This window comes from Gilliamella apis (assembly GCF_030758615.1).
Taxonomy (GTDB): domain Bacteria; phylum Pseudomonadota; class Gammaproteobacteria; order Enterobacterales; family Orbaceae; genus Gilliamella; species Gilliamella apis_A.
Genome location: NZ_CP132381.1, coordinates 1,972,992 through 1,994,197, shown reverse-complemented (window position 1 = coordinate 1,994,197; position 21,206 = coordinate 1,972,992). Strand labels below are relative to the sequence as shown.

Below are 21,206 nucleotides of genomic sequence, written 5' to 3'. Positions count from 1 at the left end.
AAAATAATCCATAGAAAGTTCTAACATATTAGATTGAATATTTGAACAATATTAATATGTAGAAATTGATGCGGCATTACGGTTCAATAGATTTAATGGCAATTGTATTCACCTTAGGATGTGTGTCATTAATGTTTTTGCCATCATTGCCTTCAGAAACAAGTTGGCTTGTTTTGGCTGGGGTATTCATTGTTATTATTTTAGTATGGTCAATACGACGCCATTACTATCTTTGTGTGATTGCTGTTTTTATATTAAGTTTTCTCTGGTCTACAGCAAATGCAAAACAATATTTAAGCCTAATTGAACCATATATTGACCAGACATTAGTCGTCACAGCAAAAGTTGAAACTATTAATACTCAAATTTATTCCCCCAAAAAAAACAATCCGTATTATGCAAAATTTTCCATTTTAAAAATTTCAGATCAGATTTTATCATCACCAATACCTATTATTATTTATTGGCAACAATCAGATTTAATTAAAGCTGGTCAAATTTGGCAATTAACAATAAAAACTAAAGTGACGCAAAGTTATTTAAATGAAGGCTCATTTGATAAACAACGTTTTGCCATTGCAAATCATACTTTGTTAAAAGCTAAAGTTATTAAATCAGTTTTGCTCGAAAAAAAGTTTAATATTCGACAAAGTATTGCTGATAAATGTTTAGCTTATATTAATCTGTTTAGTTATCGAGGCATTTTATTAGCATTAGGATTTGGTGACCGTTCACAGATTTCTGATCATAATCGTTTAACTATGATGCAAACCGGTGTAGCTCATTTAATGGCAATTTCAGGAATGCATATTCTGTTAGTATTCTATATTAGTTGTTTTTTGCTAAAAGGATTACTGTTTTTTTTTCCACAACGCTATAGCCATTTATTATTACCCATATTAATTGGTTGGTTAACAACGTTATGTTATACATGGTTAACTGGTTTTAATCCTCCAGCATTACGAGCTATTTTAGCATTATCAATTTGGATATATTTGCGTTATAAAAATAATCACATCAGCGCGTGGCAGAAAATTAACCGTATTATAGCGTTATTATTAATTTTGGATCCGCTAATGATACTATCTGAAAGTTTTTGGATGTCCTGTTATGCTGTGGTTAGCTTGATTTTTTTATTTGAATGGTTGCCATTAGCTAGCACGTTAAAAAATAAAAAACGATGGTATTTTATTAGATTATTACATTTACAATTTGGTTTAACATTATTATTGCTTCCTATCCAATTATTTATTTTTCATGGTATAAGTGTTGTTGCGTTGTTAACTAACTTAATTGCAATTCCTATTGTTTCGTTAATCACCTTTCCCGCGATTTTATTGGCATTATTATTTAGTCTGATGGACTGTTTTTATCTTGCTTTATGGTTATGGTTTGTTGCGCAAACTTCGCTAGAATGGCTTTTTTATTGCTTAGAATATTTAAATATTTTATGGCTAAATATACCAGCGGATTTTTATTTGTTTAGTAGTATTGGATGGTTAACTATTATCATTATTAGGATAGAATTTTGGCGACGTTTCAGCTTTTCTATTATTATTGTTATGACAATATTATTTTCGCCAATTTATAAACAACCCGATTATCTATGGCGAATGGATATGTTGGATGTTGGACATGGATTGGCCATTGTGATTCACAATGGTAAATCAGCCATTTTGTATGATACTGGTGCAAAATGGGAAAATAGTTCAGCGGCTGAGCAAGTAATCATCCCTTTTTTACAATGGCATAATCTGAATGTTGAAGGCATTATTATTAGCCATAGTCATAATGATCATATTGGTGGTTTAAGCTATTTACGACAACGTTATCCTGATGCGTGGTTAATGAGTTCATCTTCAAGTTTGAGTAATGATTATAACTGTTTAGCTGATCATAAATTTCATTGGCAACATTTACGCTTTAATGTGTTATGGCCGAACAAATTAGTGAGTGATCCTAATAACGGCGATTCATGTGTAATACAAATTACTGATGGTCAATTTTCAGTGTTGTTGACGGGTGATCTAGAACGTAAACAAGAATATGATTTAGTGGTTAAATATAAACGTAATCTACATTCAACCATTCTACAAACTCCTCATCACGGTAGTACTACTTCATCAAGTTATTCATTCTTAAATTATGTTAATCCTTTTAATTCACTAACTTCAACATCACGTTATAACCCATGGAGATTACCTTCCAATAAGATAACTAATCGTTATAAAGCGCTAAATATTAATTATTATGTTACAGGTAAGGAGGGGCAAATAAGTCTATTTTTTTATCCAACATCATGGCAACAAAAAACTATGCGACAAGATATCAATCCAAGATGGTATCATGATTGGTTTGGTAGTTTATCATTTTATGAGTAAAATAGAATTATTGTTAGTATGGTTTATAAATTATGTATTTATCCACTATATAAAAATAAAATTATTGGAATTAGAGAGCATAATAAAGTTATGATTGAGAAACTATGGTATGGTAAAAATAAATCATTTTGGTTGTTGTTGCCATTTTCATTATTGTATGGATGTATTAGCTTTATTCGTCGTCAATTATACAAGTTTGGTATATTCAAAGCATGGCAATCTCCAATTCCCATTATTGTCATTGGTAATTTATCAGCAGGAGGTAATGGTAAAACGCCTCTGGCAATCAGTTTAATTGAAGCCTTAAAGGCTAAAGGCCTGAAAGTTGGATTAGTCTCTCGTGGTTATGGTGGAAAATCCGACCATTATCCATTAATTTTAGATGAACATACTACCACTGCTCAAGCTGGTGACGAACCAATTTTAATTTATCAAAGAACTCAAATACCAATTGCGGTCGCACCTAAGCGAGTCGAGGCAGTTAAAGAATTATTAAAATCATATCAATTGGATGTTGTTTTAACTGATGATGGTTTACAGCATTATGCATTAGCTCGTGATATTGAGATCGTAGTCGTTGATGGTAAACGACTATTCGGAAACGGTTGGTGGATCCCAGCAGGTCCTATGAGAGAGCGAACAAATCGGTTGAAATCAGTAGATTTAATTATGATAAATGGTGACAGCTCGTGCGATATATCAAATCAGTATCCAGATAAAACTTATACTATGCAATTAACCCCTAGTTACGCGGTAAATCTACTAACCAATGAAAAAAGCCAATTATCGGCATTACATCATATTTGTGCCATTGCTGGTATTAGTAATCCAAAGCGATTCTTTGATATGTTAATAAAAATGAATGCAGATTTGTTACATACAGAATCTTTTGCTGATCATCAAAATTTTAGCCTGCCATTGTTAGAGAAAATAGCTGAAAGTAATCAAACACTTTTAATGACCGAAAAAGATGCAGTGAAATGTCGACAATTTGCATTACCTAATTGGTGGTATTTACCAATTGATGCTACGATACCCAATCAGGCTATTGAAAAGATTTATTCACTATTTGTAGAAAGAAAATTACAAAGAGAAAAAAAATGAAACAACTGTTATTAAGTGCTATTGCTTGTCCTAAATGTCATGGACAATTAGAATACGATAAGCAACATCAACAATTAGTTTGCCAAAATGATAGGTTAGTTTACTCAATAAAAGAAGGGATACCGGTATTATTAGCAAGCGAAGCAAATTCACTAAATCAATCTAATTGTAATAAAGAATAATTAAAGTTTTGAGGTAATTTTATGAGTTTTACAGTAATTATTCCTGCTAGATATGCTTCAAGCCGTTTACCGGGAAAACCCCTTGCTGATATCCATGGCAAACCGATGATAATTCGAGTAATGGAACAAGCGCAAAAGTCATCGGCTAGTCGAGTTATCATTGCCACTGATAACCAACAAGTTTTTGATGTAGTGCAAAGCTATGGTGGTGAGGTCGTTTTAACGAGTGATAAGCATAACTCAGGAACTGAACGTTTAGCTGAAGTCATTAATACTTTTCAACTGGCTGACGATGAAGTTATTGTAAATGTTCAAGGTGATGAACCATTAATTCCACCGATTATTATTGATCAAGTTGCTGATAATTTAGTGAAATACAAGACAGGAATGGCAACTTTAGCTGTGCCGATTGCTTCCGTTGAAGAAGCATTTAACCCAGGTGCTGTAAAAGTGGTTATGGATAAAGATGGTTATGCACTCTATTTTTCTCGGGCGACTATTCCGTGGGAGCGTGATCGTTTTGCTCAATTGAGTGAACAAAATAAACTTGATTCGATTGGTGACTTTTACCTACGTCACATTGGTATTTATGCATATCGTGCGGGTTTTATTCGTCAATATATTCAATGGGCACCTTCTGCTTTAGAACAGATAGAAATGTTAGAACAATTAAGAGTTCTTTGGTATGGTGAGAAAATACATGTAGCGGTGGCCAAACAAGCTCCGGCTATTGGGGTTGATACCCAAGAGGACTTAGATAAAGTTAGAGCATTATATCAGGAATAAAATATGGCAAATTTTACTGGCTTTACTCAAGAAGGGTTAAATTTTTTACAAGATGCTTGGATTAACAATAGTAGAGTTTGGTTTGAAGAGCATAGATCAATTTATGACAATGATTTGATCAAACCTTTTCGATTATTGGTTGAGCAACTAACACCAACCATGCTTAAAATTGATGAATGGTTTGAAACGCGTCCAGCTATAGGTAAAACAATTTCACGAATTCATCGTGATACGCGATTCTCTAAAGATAAGTCATTATACCGTAGTCGTTTATGGTTGACGTTTAAACGCCCTAATCGTGATTGGAAAGAAGCTCCAGCCTATTTTTTTGAAATTGGTCCAGATAGCTATAGATATGGTTTAGGTTATTATTGTGCTTCAAAATCTACTATGGATATCTTTAGAGAAGAAATACTAAATGACCCCTCTAAATTTTTGGCGGTAATTAATTGTGTTAAAAAACCATTTGAATTAGTAGGGGAAATGTATAAAAGACCATTAATCAAAGATCAAGATGAAAAATTATCGACATGGTACAATCGAAAGAACATTGCTGTAATGGTAACCAATAATCATATTGAAGATGTTCTAAATGGTGATTTACCGAATAAACTTGCTAAAGGTTTTAAACAACTTTTACCTCTATATGATTATTTGATGCGAGTAGAAATGATAAAAAATATCCCAAATCTATAGTTAATCAATAAGATAAAAAAATTGTAATAAAAAAATAGCCTTTTTCAAATATTTGGGAAGTTTAATATTAATTCTTTAACGCCATTTATAATAAATTGTGTACCAACACAGACCAGTAAAAAGCCCATTATTCTTGATGTGGCTTCTATACCACTTTTACCCATAAAGCGCATTATGCTACCAGCACTACGCATACAGAACCATAAAATAATACATAATAATAAAGGGACAAGTATTGATGAAGTATAAACAACCCAAGTCGATACATTATATCCACCACTTTTTACAGTGGAAGCCATACTGATTATCATAGCAATTGTTCCCGGTCCAGCAGTACTTGGCATTGCAAGTGGAACAAAAGCGATATTATTGGAAACTTCTTTCTTTTTTGCATCTGCTTCTAATGTTTTATGCGAGGGTTGTTGAGGAAAAAGCATTCTAAAACCGATAATGCCAACAATCATACCACCAGCGATTCGTAAACCAGGGATAGATATACCGAATGTGCTCATGACCAATTGTCCACAATAAAATGAAACAATCATGATGATGAAAACATAAATACAAGTCATTTTCGACTGGTAATTACGTTCCTCATTGGTCATATCTCCAGATAGACCTAATAGCAGTACAACGGTAGTTAACGGGTTTGTTAATGGAATAAACAGAATTAAACCAAAACCGACTGTTTGTATAAGTTCCAACATAACATCAATCTAAATCGTAATAAAAGTTCTAATTAAGTATAGATGAAATTTATAAAAAAGATACATTAACTTAGGTGAAAACTAAATAAATATTAGTGCAGTACTGTTTAGTTATGAATCTTTATTTGAAGTCTTGATTTTAAACAATGGTGCTTTTAAGTTTTGTGCTAATATAACGCCGATAAATGACATACCGCCACCAATTAAATGGTAACTACACAGTGTTTCATGCAAAAATAGTATTGAAATTATTGCAGTGATAACCGGTGTTAAATTTAAGAAAAGGGCGGTTTTATTTGCACCTAATTTTTTTATAGCTATAATCCAAGCAAATGGTGCAATAATTGAAGCCGGTATACCTGCATAAATAACAAGCCAAACATTGTCAGAATTTACAGTTAAATTGTTACTCATTAAAAAGCCTGGCAATAACATTAATGTACCAAACAAAATTTGAACATAGACTGAGTGCCAATTTGTGATTTTCATTGTCCATTTTTTGGTTAATACTCCATAAAGTGCATAAGACAGAGCAGCCATTAACATTAAAATTTCACCTTGACCAATCCCAAGTTCGAGAAGCCTAGTTGGCTCACCACCACTAATCAGCCAGATTAATCCAATAAAAGATAAAATACTGCCAATTAGCACCCCTTGAGTTGGTGGTGTTTTTAAAATGAATATGCTTAATAGGATAGTTAACAAAGGAATAATAGACATAATGATCCCCATCGTTAACACACTAATTGTTGCCGCTGCATAATAAGCAAGGCATTGATATAAAGCCATACCTAATAAACTAAGCACCATTAATTTAAGAGCTTGAGGAAAGATTTGCGGTAAGTTCTTAATAATTCCTCTTAGAAAAAATGGGGTTAATAGAATAAGTGCTAAAAACCAACGGTAGAAAGAGATAACCTCAGGTTCAATTGCGCCGACAGATAATTTATTGACAACTTGATTGCCAGCCCAAATAAATACTGCCATCAATGGGTATAAATAAGCCATATATTTCTTATGTAAACAATAGTAAAAGTTATTCGATGTAGTTTAACTTGTCTTAATTTATAAATATCACTAGAATCAGACAAAAAGAGCTATTATAAGACAATATTTATATTATTTAATTACCATGAATTTAATTTTTTAAACTAATTTGAATGATAAGGAATCTAAAAGATTTATGTTTCTTCATGATGAAGCATTTAATGCAGAGACTGAATATTCTTCTCATCAGCATAATTGGGGGCAAATTATATGTGTTAAGTCAGGTATTTTTGTCTTGAAAGTTCAAGGGCAAAGATATTTGGCTCCTTCAGGATTTGCATTATGGATTCCGCCATATACCGAACACGCATGTTACAACAAAGAATTAACATGGTTTCGTACAATTAATATAACTAATTGCCAAATTATGCCTGATTACACTTGTTTGTTTGGTTTAAATAAAATCAGCCATGCTATTATTGATTCATTCTTTGAGCGAAATATTCTGGAGCCAGAAAGTGAACAGGATCTTCGTTTAGGACAAGTGTTAATCGATCAGCTCTTAATAGAATCTAACCTCACATTCTATTTGCCAAGTTCGAACGATAAATATTTAGCTCCTATTTTAAAAGAGTTAGAATTAGACCCAGCTAATAATAAGACTCTAGAACAGTGGGCTCAAACAGTATTTACAACCGAACGAACCCTTGCAAGACGTTGCCAACAAAAATTAGGTATGTCATTTAGAATGTGGCGTCAACGGTTACGATTTTTGTATAGTATCTCGCTTTTAGAACAAGATAAATCGATTCAAGATATCGCATTTTCTGTTGGTTATAGTTCAGTATCCGCTTTTATTACTATGTTTAAAAATATCGCAGGAGTTACACCTGATCTTTACCGTTCTAATACAGGTTTTAAGAAAAGTTAAATACAATAAATTGTTATTATTTGATAAAAGCATGTATGAATATGCATTGAACAAAGGCGTAATTTATACGCCTAGGTAATATAGAATTGAATAAATAACCATTAAAATGGAATATCGTCATCGAAGTCCATTGGTGGTTCAGGCATAGTTGGTTGACTAGCTGCTGGTTCATTTGCTGTTGAAGAACGTGGTGTACTAGGAGCAGACGAAGTATTATTAGCACTTTGTCCCCAGTTTTGTGAGCCATCATTAAAACTATCACCAGATCGAGAGCCTAAAATCTGTAATGTGCCACCTACAGCATTTATCACTACTTCAGTAGTATAACGATCATTACCCGCTTGGTCTTGCCATTTACGTGTTTGTAATTGTCCTTCTAAGTAAACTTGAGTACCTTTTTTGACATATTCGCCAGCAATTTCAGCTAATTTACCAAATACAACAACGCGATGCCATTCGGTACGATCTCTGTTTTCACCAGTTTGTTTATCTTTCCAAGATTCTGATGTGGCAACACTAAAATTTGCGACAGCGTTACCGTTTGGCATGTAACGAATTTCTGGATCCTGACCTAAATTACCTACTAAAATGACTTTATTAATACCTCGGTTTGCCATTATACACTCCTAACAATTACATAAATATCTGATATGCATTATTGTATCATGAGACTTAATTAACATCACCGAATTTAATTTAAATTTGGAATTAAGTATCCAAAATTTTAAAATACAGAAAGATTCGCTTTATCATAGGAATTTTTTACTATAACGAGTATAATGCCTGCCATTTGTAGATGTTATATCTTAAATATTTTTTCTCTTGGAGGCCTTATGATTAATGCGTTTGGATTAAAAAACAAACAATTAGTAAAAATTAATGAAGGCGATATTAAAAATGCGATCTGGATTGACTTAATTGAACCAGAAGAAGCTGATCGTGAAGTGATTTTGACTAATTTAGGCCAAAATCTAGCGACAAGTATTGAACTTGATGATATTGAGGCATCAGCCCGTTTTTTCGAAGATAATGAAGGACTACATGTTCACTCGTTCTTCTTTTATGAAGATGCGGAAGACCGAGCCGGTAACTCAACAGTTGCATTTACGGTACACAATGGTCGCTTGTTTACATTACGTGAACGTGATTTACCAGCTTTCCGTCTGTACCGAATGCGTTCACGTTATCAAGGCATGAATGATGGTAATCCATACGAAGTGTTATTGGATTTATTTGAAGTTAAAGTTGAGCAATTAGCTGATCAGATTGAAAATATTTATAGTGAGCTTGAAGAGTTAAGCTTAATTATTATGGATCGCTCAGCTCAAGAACATTATGATGAGGCTATTACATCTTTAGCAGAACTAGAAGATACTGCGTGGAAAGTACGGCTTTGTTTGATGGATAGTCAACGTGCGGTTAACTATTTAGTGCGCCGAGCAAAGATGCCTACAGATCAGTTAGAGCAAGCACGAGAGGTAATACGAGATATTGAATCATTGGTACCTCATAATGAATCTTTGTTCCAAAAAGTAAACTTTTTGATGCAAGCGGCTACCAGTTTTATCAATATTGAGCAAAGCCGAATAATTAAAATTTTCTCAGTTGTTTCGGTTGTATTCCTACCCCCAACTGTGGTTGCATCGGCTTATGGAATGAACTTTGAAAACATGCCTGAATTGAAGTGGGAATATGGCTATCCTTTATCCTTATTATTGATGTTGCTAGCAGGTGTTGCCCCTTACATTTACTTTAAAGTTAAAAAGTGGTTATAGTTGGTTATTTCCTCCAAATTTCAAATATTAGCCGCTAATATTTTATTAGCGGCAATAATTCCATTAGTGAATTCAGTTAAAGCAATCTAGTTAAATCAATCTAAATAGTCCATAATATTACTCATTATGTTATAGCATTAATTGAATTGATTAAATTAATGGTTATCTAGAAAGATTTTATTTTTAAAAGGGAATCACATGAGTAAATATGCACTAGTTACTGATATTGGTGGAACCAATGCCCGATTTGCACTTTATAATTTAGATAGTAATGAATTATCAGCGATAACTAAAATCCTCATTTCAAAAGATGATGTATTGCTCAATCTTATTAAGACTTATTTAGCATCACAATCTGTAACTATTGAGATGGCTTGTATTGCTATAGCATGTCCAATTAATGAAGGTGATTTAATTGAAATGACGAATAATAATTTGTCATTTTCTCGCTCTGAACTGATTAGAGAATTGAGTTTAACTAAGCTTGAAGTTATCAATGATTTTACTGCAGTGTCGTATTCCATCCCTCGATTATCATCAAATGATGTGGTAAAAGTTGGTGGTGGTGAAGCTAATCTTAATTATCCAATAGCAATCTATGGTGCAGGAACGGGCTTAGGCGTTTCACATTTAATCAAATTAAACGAACATTGGCTTAGTTTATCCGGTGAAGGTGGGCACACTGAATTACCAATGATTAATGAAGAAGAAGATTGAATTTTACAACAGTTACGTAACAAATTTGGTCGGGTGTCTTCAGAAAGATTTCTATCTGGTAATGGTATTGTTAATATTTATCAAGCTTTGTTACAAATCAATAATCAACCGATTGAAAATATCACTCCAGATATAATCGTTAATAAAGCATTGTCTAATAGTTGTCCGCTCTGCTTAGCAACTTTAAATTATTTCTGTACTTTTATGGGACGATTTGGTGGCAATTTGGCTTTAACTCTTAATACCCAAGGCGGTGTGTATATTGCGGGTGGCATTGTTCCCCGATTCATCGAATTTTTTAAATCATCGCCATTTAGAGAAGCATTTGAACACAAAGGTCGTATGTCTTTTTTAGTTAAAAAAATTCCTGTTTATGTCATAACGCATAAAGATCCGGGATTATTTGGTGCTGGTGCTTATTTACAAAATAGCCTGAAATAATTGAGAGGTAAGATGTAATTTTATGATGTGGTGTTATATCTATAGAAGTAGCAAAAAAGAAAACTGTTATTTATATATGGAACGTGAAAATGATTTTTCACATATACCAGAAAAGATAATGTCAATTTTTGGTGCGCCTGTCTTTGTTATGAAAGTATTGCTTGATGGTAAAAGGCGTTTTGTTGTTGGAACAGCAAATGAAATTGAAGAAAAGATCAAAGAGGATGGATTTTTTTTACAAATGTTAAATGAAGATGATTTTAAAGTATGATTGAACCTTTTTGGGAACATAAAACCTTAGATCAGATGAGTGATGATGAATGGGAACAACTTTGTGATGGATGTGGCCAGTGCTGTCTAAATAAATTAATGGACGAAGATACTGACGAAATCCTATATACTAATGTTGCCTGTAATTTGCTTGATTCAAATACTTGTCAATGTAAGCATTATCATACCCGTTTTGATTATGAGCCTGATTGTATAAAATTAACACGGGAAAATTTACTGACTATTGAATGGTTACCAGAAACTTGTACTTACCGTTATTTTTCCGAAACAGGAGTATTACCAGAATGGCATCCGCTGATTGTCGGTAATAAAAAATTAATGCATAAGTTAAAAATATCAGTTAAAAATAGAATTGTTTATGAAAAGGATGTTATTTTTTGGGAAGATCATATTATTTAAAAGAGAGCATAGGCTCTCTTTTATTTTTTAGAATGCTAGCCACAAATTACCGAGAAAATCGATTGCTAATAAATTCAAAAACATCAATATAAACACAACAACCATAAATGAAAGATCAATCATGCCAATTGGTGGAATAATCCGGCGAATTGGCGCAACTAATGGTTCTGTCAATTGAGCAAGTAATTCATCTGCGACTGATTGACCACGACTAACCCAACTTAAGATAGCTCTAAAGAATAATAACCAAAATAATAAATGACCAAAAGCATGCACCATGGCAGCTAAAGCAAATAAAAGATAATAAGGGCTCCAAATCGGTGCATCTATGCCCTCGAAACGATAAATAAATATAACTTTAAGTAATGCAAACAGATAAAAAATGAGCCAAGTTGCTGTATCAATACGTCTGATAGATGGCATTAATCTACGTAATGGACCAATTACCGGTTGGGTAATACGCACAATAAATTGGGTAAATGGGTTATAAAAGTTGACTCTTGCCTGTTGCATCCACAACCGTAGAATAACGACGTATAAGCAAATAGTTAAAACAGCTCTTCCTAAGAAGATTAACGATATCATTGATTACTCCTAAAATATAACTTGCTCAGCAATATATCATACATATTGTCTAGCACCAAAAATTGCACTGCCAATACGAACCATTGTACTTCCAGCCTCAATAGCAGCGTGCATATCACCAGACATCCCCATAGATAATGTATCTAAAAATGGATAATCAGTTTTTAAAGAGTCCAAAAGCTGACTCATTTGTTTAAACACAGCAAATTGTTTCGCAAAATCATTTTCAATTTCAGGGATAGCCATTAAACCACGTAATCTTAAATTAGGTAATGTAATAATTTGTTTTATCAAATCAGCTACCTCATCTATTGCAACGCCGGATTTGGTCTGTTCATTGCTAATATTTACCTGAATAAGGACATTTAATTTGTCCATATTTGTTGGGCGTTGTGAATCAAGGCGTTGGGCAATTTTGAAACGATCAATGGTATGCATCCAATCAAAATTTTCAGCCACTAATTTAGTTTTGTTCGATTGTAATGGGCCGATAAAATGCCAGACAACAGGGATATCAGGCATACAATGTTTAAAGTGTGTAATCTTCTCAACACCTTCTTGAACATAATTTTCCCCAAATGATAATTGACCAGCATTTATCGCTTGTGAGATTAATTCTACAGGTTTGGTTTTACTAACTGCAATAAGTTCGATTGACTTGGGATCTCTATCGCAATCTAAAGCAATTTTGTTAATTTTGTTTTTAATTGTTATTAAATTGTCATGTACTGTGTTCATGTGAATTCCCAATAAAAGAATGGTTAATTAAAAATAATGTTAAATTCAATGTTGGCCTTTAGTTTAACGCAAAAAGCCTCTGATTTGCATCTTTCTAGTGGTGAAGCTCCGTGCATTCGCATTAATGGAAAATTGAAATTTATCTCAAGTGATAAATTATCACCAATTAAGCTAAAAATTGAGTTATTAAATCTACTTGATGATGAGCAAAAAGTAACTTTACAACAAAATCAACAGATTGATTTTGCTTATTATCTTAAGAATGTGGGAAGATTTAGGGTAAATATTTTCTATCAACAACGTGGAATTTCAGCTGCATTTAGAATTATTAACCAACAAATCCCAACTTTATGTGAAATTGAGGCACCAGAAATATTGAAAAAACTGGTAAATGTAGAATCAGGAATTATTTTAGTTACTGGTGCAACTGGTAGTGGGAAATCAACAACATTAGCGTCTTTAATTCAATATATTAATCAGGTTGCAGCTAAACATATTATCACATTAGAAGATCCTATTGAGTTTATTTATCAAAATGAAAAATCTCTAATCCAGCAAAGAGAAATCTCACATTTTGGTGAAGTTATTGATAGCTTATTAAGACAAGATCCGGATATTATTATGTTAGGTGAATTACGTAATAAAATCACTATTCAAGCCGCATTAACTGCTGCCGAAACTGGGCATTTAGTTTTTGCTACTCTACATACTAATTCAGCAATTCAAACGATTAATCGAATAATTGATGTATTTGAATACGGATCACGTGAGTTAATTCGAACACAATTGTCTAGTAGTTTACAAGCAATTATCTGTCAAAAACTAATCTCATATAATGATACTCGTAAAGCGATATTTGAAGTACTTATCAATACACCTGCAGTGAGTAATTTAATTAGTGAAGGAAAAATAAAGCAAATATTGTCATTAATGCAGACTGGTCAAAAAAGTGGAATGAAAGTGATGAGTGAAGAAAAATAATAACTTTAAGAATCTTAAAAAAAATTAACAAATTGAGTTTGCCAGATTTTGCAAATTTAATTATAATTTAGACTTGATTATATTATGAAAATTTGATCAAGTCGTAAAATTAACATTATGACAAAGGACTGAAAATATGTTAAAATACAGTTGTTTAGAGGCCAGCCAGCCAGCCAGCCAGCCAGCCAGCCAGCCAGCCAGCCAGCCAGCCAGCCAGCCAGCCAGCCAGCCAGCCAGCCATTAATGATCCATCATCGAATTTAGTTTCTTGTTCTTTTTATAGAATTCTAATCGAATTCCTGCAATTTTTACAAAAAAAGATAGTTCCAAAATTTAATAATTGTTTATTTTCTATATTTAATTCTAGCATCTGTTTTTTATTATCTAGCTTATTAAGCAACAAAATTTATACATTTTGTTTTACATTTCAAAAAAGAACTATTAATAAGCGAAAATTTTTAATTGTGTTATTTATTGTATTATCTTTTAGTTCATTAACTATAGATGCTGTATTTGCTTTGACTTCTCACACTGTTAATGTGGTACATGGTAGTAGCCCTTATATTAGTTTTGATGGAGGGGATACCGCTACGGATTCTGTCTTGCCATTAATATCAATAACATTACCAGAGGATAAGGTAATAAATTCTGCAGAAGATAGATCAACACCATCAAATCCTATATTTATAGATAAAGTTTCTCCAATATTCAGCGATATTAATACTTATTTGCCCCATGATAAATACCCATCAGTGGGGTTGTCTAATGTAATATTCACCAATAATTTTTGGGCGGATAATGATGGAGATGAATTGAATATTATTACTGGCAATTTAAATGTGAAATGGCAGAACTCATTAGGTGAGGATATAACTGAGTTTGTCAAATCAAACCCAAATAGTGATTTAGATGCTTGTAAATCTCCTTATAAATTAACAATTACCGTAGATGATGGAATTTTAGTTACTAATTATGGTATTCCTAATCAAGGTACTTTTATCGGAGGTAGCCATAGTTATTATATTTCTACAAATTCACCAAAAGCATGTTATGCAAAACCAAGTATTTTAAATGGTACAGGAGTTTTTTTAGGTCCTCCTGAACAATGGGATGCAAATAAAGGTTTCAAACGACAAAATATTGGAATTCCTGATAGCAATTTTCCGACTACAGGTTCACATGGTTTAGATTTTGAACTATTACTTGAGGGAGTAACTTCTCAACAAGTGATATTAGTTAATGGTACAACTATTTCGCCGATATCAGGAAATGGCGTTTCTTTATTATTAACACCTAAAAGTAATAATGTACTAAATATTAAATTACTTGGCCCTAATCATAAATCGGCATCTAAAATATTTTCACCATCATTATTTAAAATTTATGCCGATAATGCAAAAAAACAGCTATTGTATAGTTTTAATCTATCTCGTTGGTATATCGCTAATTCTGAAGGACCAAGAGAAAAAGGGGATGTCAATACAACCTTTGAGACTGCTAAAATTTATTGTCAGCAGTTAGGCGCCTATCGATTGCCTAGTGTTCGAGATTATAGCAATGGTAATAGTGCAGACTGGCATGAAGGGATACCTAACTTTAATCATTTTGAATATCAACGACGCATTAGTTATAAAAATACTCAATCACAATGGGTTGGTGGCATTTTTAACGAATGGGGGATGACTTATACTGATGAAGGTGAATATATAGATAGTGATTGGCTTTATTGGCATGGCTATTGGAGTAGTGATGTATATGTTGATGGAAATCCATATTATGTCGATCCAAGTGATTTAGGTGGCGGTAGTGGTATTGTTCATACCTATCCTGCTACTTATACAAATGTCAGAGTTGCATGTGTAAATGCATATTAGTATATCAGTTAGTAAGCTTGTAGTGCGTAGCACACCAAGCGTTGAATTTAGTAACAAATGCATAACGAACCTTATTGTGCATAGCACGGTAAGGTTCGTCATGTCATCTACTTAAAAAATATACAGTGAAAATAATGAGTAATGAATATTGAAGATAAAATTAAATTAACAGAACAATCTTTAGCGATATACTTTATCAAGGATAGTGGGCTATTTTGTCGAATGTATAATCAGTCAGCGTATATAGTGACCCATTTACTAAAGCATAAACTAAAATTACAAGTCAAACAAATTAAAAAAATGAATAACCAATTTATTATTAGTTGTGGGCTTCCAATAGATAGCGTTTTAAACCGTTTTCCTGATGTAAAAAAGACTGACTGGGGATATATTTTATCGAAAAAGTTTGATATGAGTTGTTATCAAGACTGGCGTTTATATCATATTCATCAGGCAAAAGCTAAAATGGTAAAAGATAGCCAATATTCTCAATATGAGAACGTATATAATAATCATAAAATCAATAGGATAGAGTTATTAAGTGAAAACTTTAGATTAACATCGGAACAAATAGTATATTTATTAAAGCGAAAAGAGGGTAAGTATCCAACCAATTTTGATCATAACTTTTTATCGGAGCTAGCATTAAATATTAGATCATTTTCTCAAAAACATTTATCGGGTAAAACTAAATAGCAAACTTTGAGTATTTATTGAAAAATGTACTATAATTATCCAACTGACTTTTTTGATAGAGGTGTAAATAAATGGAACAGCGTATAGGTTTTATCGGTATAGGTAATATGGGGAATGCTATTTTACAGGGTATTTTGGTAAGTAATATTGTACCTGGCACGCAAATTTATGTTTATGATCCTCACCTTGAAAAAGGCCAAGCATTAAATCAGTCTTATTCAATTAATAACTTGACTTCGGCAAGGGATGTGGCACGAGAATCGGATATTGTGTTTGTAGCCGTCAAACCCAACATTATTGCTGATGTATTAAGTGATATTCAAAAAGAATTAAAAAAGAATACTATTGTTATCTCCATTGCCGCTGGTGTAACAATTAAAACTATAGCGAAATGTGTTGGTTATGAGCAAAAAATAGTGAGAGTAATGCCAAATACTCCAGCATTAGTCAATGCCGCAATGTGTTCAATAACACCTAATACCGAAGTTACAGATGAAGAATTAGCTGTTGTGCAGAAATTATTAAATTGTATCGGTGAAACAGAAGTCGTACCTGAGTATTTAATTGATGCCGTAGTGGGAGCGAGTGGTTCCTCACCAGCTTTCGTATTTATGTTTATTGAAGCGCTTGCCGATGGAGCGGTTAAAGGTGGTTTATCTAGAAAACAAGCGTATAAATTTGCCGCGCAGGCGGTATTGGGCTCGGCAAAATTGCTACTTGAAACAGGTAAGCATCCTGGTGAGTTAAAGGATATGGTTTGTTCACCCGCCGGTACGACAATTGAAGGTGTACAAATGCTAGAGGCAAAAGGGTTTAGATCTGCCATAATTGAGGCTGTAGATGCTGCTATTAAAAAATCTAAAGAATTAGCAGAAAAATAAAAAAATTAACATGATTAATAACAATTGGTTACTAATCATGTTAAGAATATTTGCAAATTAATAAAAACATTGCTTGTATTGATCATCTTTTTATGAGTTAATAGTCACCAGCATATTACATGCAGATTTATTTTGTAACATTTAGATTTATGCAGTTTGTAGTTTACTTTAATCACGTTTGTATTAGTTTTCTTCAGTCTTGTCTTCTCTTTGTTAATAAGTAGTCTAGGTTTTATGTTTTTAAGTATTGCCTTTTATGGTAGAGATTAATTTATTTATAGGAAGATTATTATGTCTAAAAAAACTGGTCAAGTTAAATGGTTCAATGAAAGTAAAGGTTTCGGTTTTATTTCTCCTTCAGACGGAAGTAAAGATGTGTTTGTTCACTTCTCTGCAATTTCTGGTGATGGTTTTAAAACTCTAGGCGAAGGTCAACAAGTAGAATTTTCTATCCAAGATAGTGCTCGTGGTCCAGCTGCTGCAGATGTTACAATCATCTAACTGATTGTTTAATCTTACCAGTAATATTTTTACTGGTAAGATTCTCTTCTACTATAGAACTTGCCTTATTCCATTCTTTATTCTCAGATTATCCCTAGAACATAAATAAAATTTTATTTTTATAAAATTATTAATTTAGAAATAAAAATTCTAAAAAAATAAGTCCTATTTTTGACTTTGTTTCGTTTCTCTTCGCTCTGTATGGATGAATTAATTGAAAATTGTAAAACTTATTTTGATTAAGTGTATAGTATCTGATGATAAAGTTAATTACCGACAAATGGCTTTGAATAAGTTAAATTTAGAATCAGTTAAACAATGTATTTCGACGAAGTTAGTTGAGAGTCAAGAAGAAGGTTATTAGCAATTAGAAGAAACATTGCAACTATTGGAAGCTATTAGCAAAAAAATTTAAAATTATTTATTACGATAACGAAATTCCCATGGCGCTATCGGACGTTTATCTTTCCATAACCCTTTTTTATTTTGTTTGGCTTTTGACTCAAGTTTCAGCATATTGTTATTATTGACGACGCCTTTATAGCGATAAGCCCACGCAAAACCATTTGCTACCATTTTGGCGTTAATATTGATTTGTTCTAGGTATATGGTTCCTAATGTACGTTGATAGATATCTTTATTACTTTCTTGAACAAAAACATTTTTTCCGGCAATTAATGAGGCTAAGTATTTTCTTGAAGCCTTACCATATGCTTGTTGGCTTTCTGGTGCATCAATATCAAGCAAACGAACGCGAATTTTTTGTTTTTTCGGGGTGAGTATATCTACAGTATCACCATCAATAACTTTAATCACTTTACCATTGAAATCAGCGTGAACTTGGCTAATTACAGTTAAGAATAATGCAATTGAGAGTAAAAATTTGCGAAGAAAATACATTATAGGCCAGCTTTAGAATAGCAAATAAAAAAATACTCCCTGCCAATATTCAGTTAATCACTGACACTAAACAAGGAGTTCTATTTTCAGAAATTAAAATTCAGAAGTATCTTTGAATAATCCAACTTTAAGATCAGTTGCTTCGTAAATTAATTTACCATCAACATAAACTTCGCCATCACCGATACCCATAATTAATTTACGGTTAATAACGCGTTTAAAATTAATTTTATAAGTAACTTTTTTATTATGAGGTAATATTTGGCCTTTTAATTTTAATTCACCAACACCAAGTGCTCGACCTTTACCTTTACCACCGATCCAGCCTAGATAAAATCCAACTAATTGCCATAATGCATCAAGGCCAAGACAACCAGGCATTACTGGATCATTTTTGAAATGACATTTAAAAAACCATAAATCAGGGTTAATATCTAATTCAGCTTCAACATAGCCTTTACCAAAACTACCACCGTCTTCGTTCATTTCGATGACACGATCCATCATTAGCATTAAATCAGAAGGTAATGGCGGTCCATCATGACCAAATAATTCACTATTGCCTGATTTAATCAAATCTGCTTTATCATACGAAGATTTACGTTCAAATGTCATAAAAAAAACCTTTTATTTTGTTGTCATTACCTGATTGCTTATAAAAGCATATATTTAATATAAAACAAATAACTATTATAAGCTGTAAAGTTTTACATTATTATCTTTTGATTCCATCAATGGAATTTTGGTCTCAGTTTATTGTGTATTGTTACTTTTTGCAATTTTTTTCCAGCGACCAAACCAACTATCGTGTTTTCTCTCTTGAACTAACATTGATTGCATACGCGCATGAATCAATTTATAAAGACTAATTTTGTTTTCATCTTTAAAAGGAATACCGGTTAATAAATAGAGTGCATCTGCGACATGTTCGACAGCCCAAATTGAAAATTTATTATTATTAATGGCATCAATAACTTCATCACTTAGACTCAAATGACGTTGATTGCTAGCAGGAATGATTACACCCTGTTGACCAGTTAAACCTTGATGCTGACAAACAGCAAAAAAGCCTTCGATTTTTTCATTTACGCCACCAATTGATTGAACATGACCAAATTGATCAACTGAACCTGTGACAGCTAATTGTTGATCGATAGGTTGATTAGACAGTGCACTAATAAGGGCGCAAAGACCTGCAAGCGAGGCGCTATCGCCATCAATCTCACTATATGATTGTTCAAACACCAAAGATGTAGAAAATGGCAGTTGATGATTAATTGCAAACTCCGACATAACAAATGCTTGCATAATCATCATTCCTTTAGAATGAATATTACCTGCAAGATCGGTTTTACGTTCAATATCAATCAATTCACCGTCACCAAAATGAACTAAACAGCTTAAACGTGTTGGTTCGCCAATGGCTTTAGGATAGCCCGGGTACTCGATAACCGATAATCCATTAATCTGGCCAACCACTTGCGACTTAGTATCAATCATGATTTGATTGGTAAAGAACTCATCATGGAATCGCTCGGTTAAATAATTTTCTCGCCATGCTTTCTGTTCTAAAGCTTTGCTGACTGCTAATTCATCAATATTCTCATTTTGTACAAAATAAGATGAATTTAGTAATAGTGATTGAATCCACTCAATGCTGAGCGGTAGGTAATATTGATCACCGGTATATCTTGTTGCATGCTTGTAAATTTTAGCAAAAGCTGTTTTTTCAATTGTTGATAATGCTAGTTTGCGACTAATAAATTGTAAATAATTCATCCAATCATTGATTTGGGCAGATTCAGTTATTTTTAATTCACTTTCAAATTCAGCATAAATAGATGATGAATAAAATTCAGGTTCAAATTCCTGTAATTCTGCTAAAGATAATCTATCACCAACTAAGATGATACGTAGATCTAACGGCATGGCAGGAATCGATAATGGTAATGGGTGCGAATCATCTGCTGAAAACCATTCAAAGGTTTGCGACATAACCATTTGTTTTAATTTAGTCCAAACAATTGGTTGAGCAAGCAGAGAACGTAAGCCTAAAATTAAAACACCACCATTAAGCTTGGTGAACTAATCCCGCTTGTAATTTAATTGGACTGTTTTCTGGTTGGCGTACACAACCAAAAAGTTTTTCAATATCAACTACTGTTGCTGTTAAACAATTATCTTGAACAGCAAAATTATCTTGTTTACTTCTCGCTTGCGTTAATGTGATTTTATTTTCACTAAAATAATAACTATAACCTAGCGTTGTAGAAGTTAAACTTGCTTTAACCGATTGTTTAAGGAGATCAAAAAAAAGTTCGCTTTCAGAAGCTTTTAGTAGCATAAAACGCGAGCGATAATGTGTATTATTATTTTTACACAATAGTGACACGGCTGCGGCAACGCGAGGTTGCCATGATAGTACATTTGTTAATCCATCACTGAATAAATCTGTTTTAATATCGTTATTATTTAAAATGTAATTTATATCAGGTTGGACTTCTTGAGAGTTGAGTTGTTTGATTGCCAAAGTATTGTCTTTTCTATTAGCTATATTATTAAATTAAATTATAACAAGTATCGATTATAACGCCAACAAATAACCAATCTCTTTGTGCTAACAAATAAAAAAATTACAGAAAGATTTTTAAAA

At 32.7% G+C, this 21,206-nt stretch carries 23 protein-coding genes and 1 pseudogene; 15 read left to right on the top strand and 9 right to left on the bottom strand.

The window, feature by feature from the left end:
• Positions 1 to 95: 95 nt before the first annotated feature.
• The 5 genes from RAM17_RS09175 (at position 96) to RAM17_RS09155 (ending at position 5,149) form a co-directional block, all read left to right on the top strand.
• Positions 96 to 2,381 (top strand): DNA internalization-related competence protein ComEC/Rec2, encoded by a 2,286-nt coding sequence (locus tag RAM17_RS09175; RefSeq protein WP_181414644.1) that lies wholly within the window; start codon positions 96 to 98, stop codon positions 2,379 to 2,381.
• A 90-nt stretch (positions 2,382 to 2,471) separates the two neighbouring features.
• Positions 2,472 to 3,485 carry a tetraacyldisaccharide 4'-kinase gene (gene lpxK / locus RAM17_RS09170; RefSeq protein WP_110448039.1) on the top strand — a complete coding sequence of 338 codons (1,014 nt, stop codon included), beginning with the start codon at positions 2,472 to 2,474 and terminating at the stop codon, positions 3,483 to 3,485.
• Positions 3,482 to 3,667: a Trm112 family protein gene (locus RAM17_RS09165; protein ID WP_086359461.1), complete on the top strand. Its 186-nt coding sequence runs from the start codon at positions 3,482 to 3,484 to the stop codon at positions 3,665 to 3,667. The genes lpxK and RAM17_RS09165 overlap by 4 nt, the downstream gene beginning before the upstream one ends.
• 21 nt (positions 3,668 to 3,688) lie before the next feature.
• Positions 3,689 to 4,453, top strand: a complete 765-nt coding sequence (gene kdsB, locus RAM17_RS09160) for a 3-deoxy-manno-octulosonate cytidylyltransferase (protein WP_110447544.1) — start codon at positions 3,689 to 3,691, stop codon at positions 4,451 to 4,453.
• A gap of 3 nt (positions 4,454 to 4,456) precedes the next feature.
• On the top strand, positions 4,457 to 5,149 hold the full coding sequence (locus RAM17_RS09155) for a DUF2461 domain-containing protein (RefSeq protein ID WP_110447545.1): 693 nt from the start codon (positions 4,457 to 4,459) through the stop codon (positions 5,147 to 5,149).
• A gap of 44 nt (positions 5,150 to 5,193) precedes the next feature.
• Here RAM17_RS09155 and RAM17_RS09150 read toward each other — a convergent pair whose 3' ends face one another.
• Both RAM17_RS09150 and RAM17_RS09145 read right to left on the bottom strand, forming a co-directional pair.
• The gene (locus RAM17_RS09150) at positions 5,194 to 5,856 is read right to left on the bottom strand and encodes a MarC family NAAT transporter (protein WP_133052222.1); all 663 of its coding nucleotides are present in this window, start codon (positions 5,854 to 5,856) and stop codon (positions 5,194 to 5,196) included.
• Between the two features lie 111 nt (positions 5,857 to 5,967).
• Positions 5,968 to 6,864, bottom strand: a complete 897-nt coding sequence (locus tag RAM17_RS09145; RefSeq protein ID WP_110447547.1) for a DMT family transporter — start codon at positions 6,862 to 6,864, stop codon at positions 5,968 to 5,970.
• 175 nt (positions 6,865 to 7,039) lie between these two features.
• Between RAM17_RS09145 and RAM17_RS09140 the strand changes: the two genes are divergently transcribed.
• A complete protein-coding gene (locus RAM17_RS09140) occupies positions 7,040 to 7,774 on the top strand; it encodes a helix-turn-helix domain-containing protein (protein ID WP_220000043.1) in 735 nt (244 codons plus the stop codon).
• 101 nt (positions 7,775 to 7,875) lie between these two features.
• Here the strand turns inward: RAM17_RS09140 and RAM17_RS09135 are convergent, their stop codons facing one another.
• A complete protein-coding gene (locus RAM17_RS09135; protein ID WP_110447548.1) occupies positions 7,876 to 8,391 on the bottom strand; it encodes a single-stranded DNA-binding protein in 516 nt (171 codons plus the stop codon).
• Positions 8,392 to 8,607: 216 nt separating this feature from the next.
• Between RAM17_RS09135 and corA the strand changes: the two genes are divergently transcribed.
• The 4 genes and pseudogenes from corA to RAM17_RS09115 all read left to right on the top strand — a co-directional run bounded on the left by corA (position 8,608) and on the right by RAM17_RS09115 (position 11,397).
• Positions 8,608 to 9,549, top strand: a complete 942-nt coding sequence (corA, locus tag RAM17_RS09130) for a magnesium/cobalt transporter CorA (protein WP_110447549.1) — start codon at positions 8,608 to 8,610, stop codon at positions 9,547 to 9,549.
• A gap of 198 nt (positions 9,550 to 9,747) precedes the next feature.
• Positions 9,748 to 10,707 (top strand): annotated as a pseudogene (locus tag RAM17_RS09125) (glucokinase).
• Between the two features lie 22 nt (positions 10,708 to 10,729).
• A complete protein-coding gene (locus RAM17_RS09120) occupies positions 10,730 to 10,978 on the top strand; it encodes a YcgL domain-containing protein (RefSeq protein WP_086363790.1) in 249 nt (82 codons plus the stop codon).
• Positions 10,975 to 11,397, top strand: coding sequence for a YcgN family cysteine cluster protein (locus RAM17_RS09115; RefSeq protein ID WP_086363791.1), 423 nt, complete (start codon positions 10,975 to 10,977; stop codon positions 11,395 to 11,397). The genes RAM17_RS09120 and RAM17_RS09115 overlap by 4 nt, the downstream gene beginning before the upstream one ends.
• 27 nt (positions 11,398 to 11,424) lie before the next feature.
• Here the strand turns inward: RAM17_RS09115 and RAM17_RS09110 are convergent, their stop codons facing one another.
• Together RAM17_RS09110 and RAM17_RS09105 are read right to left on the bottom strand one after the other, a co-directional pair.
• Complete coding sequence (locus RAM17_RS09110) at positions 11,425 to 11,982, bottom strand: YggT family protein (protein ID WP_110447551.1); 558 nt, start codon at positions 11,980 to 11,982, stop codon at positions 11,425 to 11,427.
• Between the two features lie 36 nt (positions 11,983 to 12,018).
• Positions 12,019 to 12,720 carry a YggS family pyridoxal phosphate-dependent enzyme gene (locus RAM17_RS09105; protein WP_110447552.1) on the bottom strand — a complete coding sequence of 234 codons (702 nt, stop codon included), beginning with the start codon at positions 12,718 to 12,720 and terminating at the stop codon, positions 12,019 to 12,021.
• A gap of 36 nt (positions 12,721 to 12,756) precedes the next feature.
• Here RAM17_RS09105 and RAM17_RS09100 point away from each other — a divergent pair, with 36 nt between their 5' ends.
• The 5 genes from RAM17_RS09100 (at position 12,757) to cspE (ending at position 17,653) form a co-directional block, all read left to right on the top strand.
• Entirely contained in the window at positions 12,757 to 13,701 is a 945-nt protein-coding gene (locus RAM17_RS09100) for a type IV pilus twitching motility protein PilT (protein WP_110447553.1), read from the top strand.
• Positions 13,702 to 14,165: 464 nt separating this feature from the next.
• A complete protein-coding gene (locus RAM17_RS09095; RefSeq protein WP_110447554.1) occupies positions 14,166 to 15,575 on the top strand; it encodes a hypothetical protein in 1,410 nt (469 codons plus the stop codon).
• A 141-nt stretch (positions 15,576 to 15,716) separates the two neighbouring features.
• Positions 15,717 to 16,271, top strand: coding sequence for a hypothetical protein (locus RAM17_RS09090; protein WP_110447555.1), 555 nt, complete (start codon positions 15,717 to 15,719; stop codon positions 16,269 to 16,271).
• 71 nt (positions 16,272 to 16,342) lie between these two features.
• Complete coding sequence (proC, locus tag RAM17_RS09085; RefSeq protein WP_110447556.1) at positions 16,343 to 17,152, top strand: pyrroline-5-carboxylate reductase; 810 nt, start codon at positions 16,343 to 16,345, stop codon at positions 17,150 to 17,152.
• 291 nt (positions 17,153 to 17,443) lie between these two features.
• Positions 17,444 to 17,653: a transcription antiterminator/RNA stability regulator CspE gene (gene cspE / locus RAM17_RS09080; protein ID WP_065579252.1), complete on the top strand. Its 210-nt coding sequence runs from the start codon at positions 17,444 to 17,446 to the stop codon at positions 17,651 to 17,653.
• Positions 17,654 to 18,070: 417 nt separating this feature from the next.
• On the opposite strand, the gene RAM17_RS09075 is transcribed toward cspE, so the two are convergent.
• From RAM17_RS09075 to RAM17_RS09060, 4 genes are all read right to left on the bottom strand, one after another.
• A complete protein-coding gene (locus RAM17_RS09075; protein WP_110447557.1) occupies positions 18,071 to 18,553 on the bottom strand; it encodes a thermonuclease family protein in 483 nt (160 codons plus the stop codon).
• 93 nt (positions 18,554 to 18,646) lie between these two features.
• Positions 18,647 to 19,168 (bottom strand): bifunctional 3-hydroxydecanoyl-ACP dehydratase/trans-2-decenoyl-ACP isomerase, encoded by a 522-nt coding sequence (gene fabA, locus RAM17_RS09070; protein WP_065579250.1) that lies wholly within the window; start codon positions 19,166 to 19,168, stop codon positions 18,647 to 18,649.
• Positions 19,169 to 19,306: 138 nt separating this feature from the next.
• Positions 19,307 to 20,578: a Lon protease family protein gene (locus RAM17_RS09065; RefSeq protein WP_306240989.1), complete on the bottom strand. Its 1,272-nt coding sequence runs from the start codon at positions 20,576 to 20,578 to the stop codon at positions 19,307 to 19,309.
• A 46-nt stretch (positions 20,579 to 20,624) separates the two neighbouring features.
• Positions 20,625 to 21,083 (bottom strand): hypothetical protein, encoded by a 459-nt coding sequence (locus RAM17_RS09060; RefSeq protein ID WP_306239945.1) that lies wholly within the window; start codon positions 21,081 to 21,083, stop codon positions 20,625 to 20,627.
• Between the last annotated feature and the right edge of the window lie 123 nt (positions 21,084 to 21,206).

What these genes read in the sequence shown, in the direction of transcription:
- RAM17_RS09145 (WP_110447547.1), bottom strand. Translation starts at nt 6,864, where the DNA reads ATGGCTTATTTATACCCATTGATGGCAGTATTTATTTGGGCTGGCAAT.
- lpxK (WP_110448039.1), top strand. Translation starts at nt 2,472, where the DNA reads ATGATTGAGAAACTATGGTATGGTAAAAATAAATCATTTTGGTTGTTG.
- RAM17_RS09175 (WP_181414644.1), top strand. Translation starts at nt 96, where the DNA reads ATGGCAATTGTATTCACCTTAGGATGTGTGTCATTAATGTTTTTGCCA.
- RAM17_RS09120 (WP_086363790.1), top strand. Translation starts at nt 10,730, where the DNA reads ATGATGTGGTGTTATATCTATAGAAGTAGCAAAAAAGAAAACTGTTAT.
- RAM17_RS09115 (WP_086363791.1), top strand. Translation starts at nt 10,975, where the DNA reads ATGATTGAACCTTTTTGGGAACATAAAACCTTAGATCAGATGAGTGAT.
- fabA (WP_065579250.1), bottom strand. Translation starts at nt 19,168, where the DNA reads ATGACATTTGAACGTAAATCTTCGTATGATAAAGCAGATTTGATTAAA.
- cspE (WP_065579252.1), top strand. Translation starts at nt 17,444, where the DNA reads ATGTCTAAAAAAACTGGTCAAGTTAAATGGTTCAATGAAAGTAAAGGT.
- RAM17_RS09105 (WP_110447552.1), bottom strand. Translation starts at nt 12,720, where the DNA reads ATGAACACAGTACATGACAATTTAATAACAATTAAAAACAAAATTAAC.
- RAM17_RS09165 (WP_086359461.1), top strand. Translation starts at nt 3,482, where the DNA reads ATGAAACAACTGTTATTAAGTGCTATTGCTTGTCCTAAATGTCATGGA.
- RAM17_RS09075 (WP_110447557.1), bottom strand. Translation starts at nt 18,553, where the DNA reads ATGTATTTTCTTCGCAAATTTTTACTCTCAATTGCATTATTCTTAACT.
- RAM17_RS09150 (WP_133052222.1), bottom strand. Translation starts at nt 5,856, where the DNA reads ATGTTGGAACTTATACAAACAGTCGGTTTTGGTTTAATTCTGTTTATT.
- RAM17_RS09090 (WP_110447555.1), top strand. Translation starts at nt 15,717, where the DNA reads ATGAATATTGAAGATAAAATTAAATTAACAGAACAATCTTTAGCGATA.
- proC (WP_110447556.1), top strand. Translation starts at nt 16,343, where the DNA reads ATGGAACAGCGTATAGGTTTTATCGGTATAGGTAATATGGGGAATGCT.
- corA (WP_110447549.1), top strand. Translation starts at nt 8,608, where the DNA reads ATGATTAATGCGTTTGGATTAAAAAACAAACAATTAGTAAAAATTAAT.
- RAM17_RS09140 (WP_220000043.1), top strand. Translation starts at nt 7,040, where the DNA reads ATGTTTCTTCATGATGAAGCATTTAATGCAGAGACTGAATATTCTTCT.
- RAM17_RS09110 (WP_110447551.1), bottom strand. Translation starts at nt 11,982, where the DNA reads ATGATATCGTTAATCTTCTTAGGAAGAGCTGTTTTAACTATTTGCTTA.
- RAM17_RS09135 (WP_110447548.1), bottom strand. Translation starts at nt 8,391, where the DNA reads ATGGCAAACCGAGGTATTAATAAAGTCATTTTAGTAGGTAATTTAGGT.
- kdsB (WP_110447544.1), top strand. Translation starts at nt 3,689, where the DNA reads ATGAGTTTTACAGTAATTATTCCTGCTAGATATGCTTCAAGCCGTTTA.
- RAM17_RS09100 (WP_110447553.1), top strand. Translation starts at nt 12,757, where the DNA reads ATGTTAAATTCAATGTTGGCCTTTAGTTTAACGCAAAAAGCCTCTGAT.
- RAM17_RS09155 (WP_110447545.1), top strand. Translation starts at nt 4,457, where the DNA reads ATGGCAAATTTTACTGGCTTTACTCAAGAAGGGTTAAATTTTTTACAA.